Origin of the sequence: Streptomyces odonnellii, from assembly GCF_000981895.1 — a bacterium.
Lineage (GTDB): Bacteria > Actinomycetota > Actinomycetes > Streptomycetales > Streptomycetaceae > Streptomyces > Streptomyces odonnellii.
Window position 1 is genome coordinate 1 of record NZ_LATD01000068.1, and the last position, 6,327, is coordinate 6,327.

Here is a 6,327-nt window from a genome sequence, read left to right on the forward strand (position 1 = left end):
TCACACCCCCGGACGCCGCGGACGCCGCCCGTCTCGTCTCCTTCGGGCTTCAGCCCAAGCTCCCGCCCGCCCGTGACATCGAGTACACCGAACTCCTCCGCCGCTACCGCGAAGAGCCCGCCTTCGCCCGCGTCACCGACGCCGTCGCCACCGGACTCGGCCTTGTCGTGCTGGAGGTCTCCCCGCGCGCGGGCATGGCGGTCACCGCGGCCGAGGACTCCGTCTTCGCCGTCCGCATGGGCGACTACGCCCGCCGTGCCTCTACCGACTCCGCCGACCGGTTCCTGCACGGCCTCGCCCATCTCGCCGTCGCGGCCACGGCCTTCCCCCGCCCCGAGGACCTCGCCGACGACGGATACATCGGCCGGATCACGGTCAACGGAGTCGACGCGTTCGTACGGCAGGCCTGCCGCCGGCTGGAGGAGCGGGCCGCGGCGGACGGGGAGAACACCGACCCCTCGACCGACGCGCCCGGACTCGAAGCCGCCTGGCGGATCTACGCACGGCGCAGCGCGACCGGCGCGACCAAGGACGCCCGCAGGCTGGCCGGTTCGACGACCGGCATCGTGGGCAAGGCCGTCGCGTTCCTCACCGACTCCGGCTTCCTCCAGCGCACCGGTGACGACGCCGGAGGCACGTACCGTACGACCGCCCGCTACCAGCTCCAGGTACGGGACATGGCGGGCCACGCGGCCATGGCCGAACTGCTCGACCTGGGGGTCGTACCCGTCAGCGACGGCTCCGCCACCCTGCTGGCACCGCCCGAGGGCGACGATCTGGAGCTCGCTGCCGACGCCGGCCTGCCCTTCCACGCCTGACGCCCCGCAAGCCGGAGGCCCTTCCACACCGGGGGCGGCACGCTGCAGGCCACCGTTCCGTATCCCACCGACCGCATTCCCCACCGCTGTTCACCACGACGAGAGTCCGCCGCCATGTACGAGCTGTCCCGGGTCCGCCTCTACTCCATCGGGCCTGCCGGTGCGCGCTACGCCGACACCGTGCTCGACCTGCGCGGCGTGGGCGCGCCCGTACCCCATCCCGCGCCCGCCCAGGCGGAGTTCTTCGAGGAGGAGCCGGTCGGACCGCCACGCCGCCCGGCCCCGGCGGGCGTGCTGTTCCTGGAGAACGGCGGCGGCAAGTCCGTACTGCTCAAGCTGATCTTCTCGGTGATGCTGCCGGGCCATCGCAACACCCTCGGCGGCGCCAGCTCGGGAGTGCTGCGGAAGTTCCTGCTGGCCGACGACTGCGGGCATGTGGCCCTGGAGTGGCAGCACACGCTCACCGGCGAACTCGTGGTGGTCGGCAAGGCCAGTGAGTGGCGCGGGCGTCAGGTGTCGAACGACCCCAGGAAGTTCGCGGAGGGCTGGTACTCGTTCCGGCCGGGCCCGGGGCTCAGCCTGGACTCCCTGCCGGTCGCCGAGTCCACCGCCGTACGCCCGCCCGTCGAAGGCGCGTCGGGAGCGCGGGGCAGGCGCCGCACCATGAAGGGGTTCCGTGACGCACTCACGGAGGCGGGCAAGTTCTATCCGCATCTCGACGTCCACTGGGAGGAGATCCACGACCGCTGGAACGAACACCTCGGCGATCTGGGCCTCGACCCCGAACTCTTCCGCTACCAGCGCGAGATGAACGCCGACGAGGGCGAGGCGGCGGGCCTCTTCGCGGTCAAGAAGGACTCCGACTTCACCGATCTGCTGCTGCGCGCCGTCACCGACACCCGGGACACGGACGGCCTCGCCGATCTCGTCGGGGGATTCGGCAACAAGCTGGGCCGCCGCGCCGAACTGACCGCCGAGCGCGACTTCACCGCCGGTTCCGTCGATCTGCTGGGCCGGATCGTCGAGGCCGCGGAGACGCGTGCGCGGGCGCGGGAGATCCACGCGGGCGCCGAGCGCCGGGCCCGAACGCTCGTACGACGGCTCGCGGCGCGCGGAGCCGAGGAGCGCGGGCGCGCCGCGGACCTGGCGCAGCGGGTCACCGGCGCCGCGCGCACCGTGGCCGCGGCCGAGCAGTCGCGCGGGCGCGGTGCGCTGATCGCCGCCGAACTGGCGTACCGGCACGCGTCCCTGGCCCTCACCGCAGCCGAGAAGCGCGCCGCCGCGCAGCGCCGTGAGCTGACCGACGCCCGTACGCTCCACTCCGCCTGGCAGGCGGCCGAGGCCGTGCTGCGCCACCGTGCCGCCGCCGACCGTTCCGCGCGGGTGGCCGCCGCGATCCGTGAGGCCGAGCGTGACGCCGCGCCCGCGCTGGCCGCGCGCGCGACCGCGGCGGCCGATCTCGTACGGGCACTGCACGCGGCGGCCGAGGACGGGGAGCGGCTGGCGAACGAGGAGGAGGAGCGGTCCGCCGTCCTCCAGGAGACCGGCGAGGCCGCCCACCGCGACGCGACCTCCGCCGCGACCGAGGCGCAGCGCGCCCGCAGCGAGGCCGGGCATCTGCGGCAGCGGCTGGCCGAGGTGGGGCAGGAGACGGCCGAGGCGGTACGGGCTGGCTGGCTCGACGACACCGCGCCCGACGCGGATCCGGCGCGGGCCGCGCTGGCGGCGAGCGACGCGGAGAAGTCCGCCGTCGCGAGCTGGGACACGGCCCGCGAGGCCGCCCGCACGGCCGCGGACCGCGCCCGCGAGGCGGCCTCCGCCGAGTCCCGCGCCGAACTCGCCGCGGCCCGCGCCGCCGACGCGGCCCTCTCCGCGGACCACGCCTACGAGGCGGAACGCCGAGCGGCGGATTCCCTGGCGAAGTCCGACCGCCTGACAGCCCTGCTGAGCCTCCCCGCCCCGCCCCGGCCGACTCCGGCAGCGGCCCAACACCACAGGGGCCCACGCGTCGAAGCCCGCGTCGACGACCCGGTCGGCGCGGAGGAGCCGGGCCGCCCGGCTGATGACGAGTCCTCCGTGGCTGCTGACCATGGCGATGGCCTTACGGCCGGACAGCCATCCGGTGGTACGGGCCCGGCGGCGCCGATCATGCCTGGCCATCCGGGCGATGAGGGGGCGAGCCCTGGTGGCTCTTCGGGCCGCGACGGGCGTATGCCCACGGCGGGCGACCCGTCCGCCACTGTCCCCGACCGGTTTTCCGCGACCGGCGGCCACGGCGATGCCCGTACGGTCGGCGTCACAGCCGGTGGGCCGGTCACAGCCGGTGGCCCGGCCGGTCCGGCCGACGACGGAGGCGCGGTCTCGCACGAATCGTCCCGGCCGGGCCGCCCGTCCGGTCCGTCCGGACCGGAGGAGGGCGGGGCGAGCCCGGGTGGACATTCGGCCGGCGCGGGCCCGGCAGGGTCGGCTGCGCCCGGCCGCCGGGCAGATGCCTCGGCGGCCGGCCTTGCGGCCGGTGGTACGGGCCCGGCGGCGGCGACCACGCCCGGCCGCCCGGCCGGTCACGCCGGTTCGGGCGGTGGTGGGGCAACCGGTTCCGACGGGTCTTCCGGGACCGGCGGTTCGGGCAGTCGCGCCGGGACGGCCAGGGGTCGGGGCGCGACGGGGCCCGCTGGGCTTCCCGCCGCTGCCGCGTACGCCGACTCGCGTCCCTCCGCGCGGCCGCGCGACACCGACGCGCCCCTGACCGCCGAGGAACTCGATCGGTACGCCGACGAGTTGCGGGAGTTGCTCGACCTCACCGTCGGGTCCGCTGAGCGGCAGCTCTTCGAGCTGCGGACCGCCGCCGCCGATGACGCGCGGATCCTGGGGGCGCTCGGGGACGGGGGGCTGTTGCCGCCGGGGCCGGATGTGCTGGCCACCGTGGAGTATCTGGGCGAGCACGGCATCCCCGCCCTGCCCGGCTGGCGCTATCTCGCCCAGGCCGTCGACCCCGCCGACCACGCCGCCGTACTGGCCGCGCGTCCCGAACTGGTCGACGGCGTGGTGATCACCGACCCCGACTCGCACGCCCGGGCCCGGGAAACCCTCGCGGGCGCCGCCCTGTTGCCGAGGTCCGCCGTCGCCGTGGGGACCGCAGCCGCGCTGCTCGCGCCCGTCCCGGGGCCCGGCGCCGGGGGCGCTGACGACGGCGGGGTCTTCCTCGTACCGCCGAACCCCGCCATGCACGACGAGTACGCCGCCGACGAGGAGCGGCAGGCGCTGCGCGCCCGCGCGGCCGCCAGGGACGAGGAGATCCGGGTGCTGGCGGCCCGGCTCGCCGCCGACCGTTCGCTCGCCGCGAGGCTCAGCGCCTGGCGTACGGACTGCCCGCCCGGCATGCTCGCCGAGCTGGCCGGGGCGGCCCGTACCGCCAGGGCCGCGGCGGAGGCGGCCGCGGCGGCGCTCACCGAGGCCCGTACGGTGCGTGCCGAGGCGGACGAGGCCGCCGCCGACACGGCCCGCGTCCGCGACGAACGGCAGGACGCCGCCCAGCGCGCCCGCCGCGCCGCCGACGCCCTCGCGGGGCTCGCGTTCCGGCTCCGCGAGCGGTCCGGCTGGCAGGCGAAGCTCCGCGAACTGGCCGACGAGGCGGCCGAGTCCGAGGCGCGCGCCGCCGTCTGCCTGGAGCGGGCCCGCGCCGCCGACGAGGACCGCAGGGCCGCCCAGCGCGCCGCCGACGACGCCCGACGTACCGCCCGTGCCCTGCGTGCCGAGCGCGCCGAGATCGCCGGCGCGCCGGAGAACCTCCCCGAGCGGGACCCCGAGGCGCCCCGTACCGCGCTGCCCGCCCTGCGCGAGGCGTACCGCGCCGCTTCCCAGCTCTACGAGAAGGTCGGCGTCGGCGCCGATCTGCGGGCCGAACAGGCCCGTGCGGAGAGCGACGAGAGCGCCGCCCTCGCCGAACTCGATCGGCTCACCAACAAGGTCCGCACCCGCGCCGCCCAGCTTCTCGAATCCACCGACGGCGCCGACGGCCCGTCCCGCCAGGCCGCCGCCGCCCGCGCCGAATCGCTCGTCCAGATGCTGGAGTCACGCGCGTCCACCGCCAGCGAGCAGCTCGGCCGTTTCCGCGGCGAGGCCGAGCGGCTCGCGCCCGCCGACGGTGACGCGCACACCGAGCTGCCCGAGGAACTGGTGCCGGCCGACGCCGAGAAGGCGCAGAGCCTGCTCCGTACCGCCACCGCCGAACTCGCCGCCAGGACCGAGGCGCTGGACACCGCCCGCGCCGCGCACGCCGAACTCCTCCAGGCCCACCGCGCCGCCGAGGACGCGGCGGGCGGTTTCGACGAGACGGCAGCGCTGCTGCGGGACCTGCTCCGCGGCGCCGTCGCCGAGGACGGAGCGGACGAGGACGCGGGCCGGCAGCCCGAGCCCTACCCCGGTACGCCGGCCGAGGCACGGCACTCCACCGCCGAGGCCCGCCGCTCACTGCGTGCCTGCGCGTCCGACCTCTCCGCGGCCGAGTCCGGTGTACGGGAAGCGTGCGACGTACTCGTACGGCATGCCAACTCGACCCGTTACGAACAGGTCCGCACGCCTGCCCGCCAGCAGATCCGCGAACTGCCCGCCTCCGCGCTGCCCGAGCACGCCGCCCTCTGGGCACAGGCCTTCGCACCCCGCCTGCGCGTACTGACGGACGAGCTGGCACAGCTCGAACGCAACCGCGACTCCATCGTCGACCGGTTGCGCGGTCTGGTGGAGTCCGCGCTGACGACGCTCCGTTCGGCACAGCGGCTCTCCCGGCTGCCGGAGGGCCTGGGGGAGTGGTCCGGCCAGGAGTTCCTGCGGATCCGTTTCGAGGACCCGGACCGTGCGGCGCTCGCCGAGCGGCTCGGTGAGGTCATCGACGAGGCGACCCGTTCCGCCCTGAGGAAGAACTCCGACCTGCGCAGGGACGGCATGTCCCTGCTGCTGCGCGGAGTCCAGGCGGCGCTCCAGCCCAAGGGCGTCGCCGTCGAGATCCTCAAACCCGACGCCGTCCTGCGCGCCGAGCGGGTCCCCGTGGGGCAGATGGGCGACGTCTTCTCCGGCGGTCAGCTCCTCACCGCCGCGATCGCCCTGTACTGCACGATGGCCGCTCTGCGCAGCAACGACCGGGGCCGCGACAAGCACCGCCACGCGGGCACGCTCTTCCTCGACAACCCGATCGGGCGCGCCAACGCCACATATCTGCTGGAGCTCCAGCGCGCGGTCTCGGACGCCCTGGGCGTACAGCTCCTCTACACCACGGGCCTTTTCGACACGACGGCGCTGGCGGAATTCCCGCTGGTCATCCGGCTGCGCAATGACGCCGATCTGCGCGCGGGGCTCAAATACATCAGCGTCGAGGAGCATCTGCGCCCCGGTCTGCCCCAGCAGGACCCGGAAGGCGAAACGGTGCACGGCGAGATCACCGCGACGAGGATGTTCCGCCGGACCCCGGCACAGGACCAGCCCCCAGCAGACCAGCCCGGCCCCGGACCTGCCC

2 protein-coding genes are annotated in these 6,327 nt (G+C 75.6%); both read left to right on the top strand.

What is annotated here, in order from left to right; genetic code table 11:
* Nucleotides 1–818, top strand: an 818-nt coding sequence (locus WH07_RS08250; RefSeq protein WP_046497207.1) for a hypothetical protein, incomplete at its 5' end; no start/stop codon positions are given.
* 114 nt (nt 819–932) lie between these two features.
* A partial coding sequence (locus tag WH07_RS08255; RefSeq protein WP_052744293.1) for a hypothetical protein occupies nt 933–6,327 on the top strand: 5,395 nt, incomplete at its 3' end.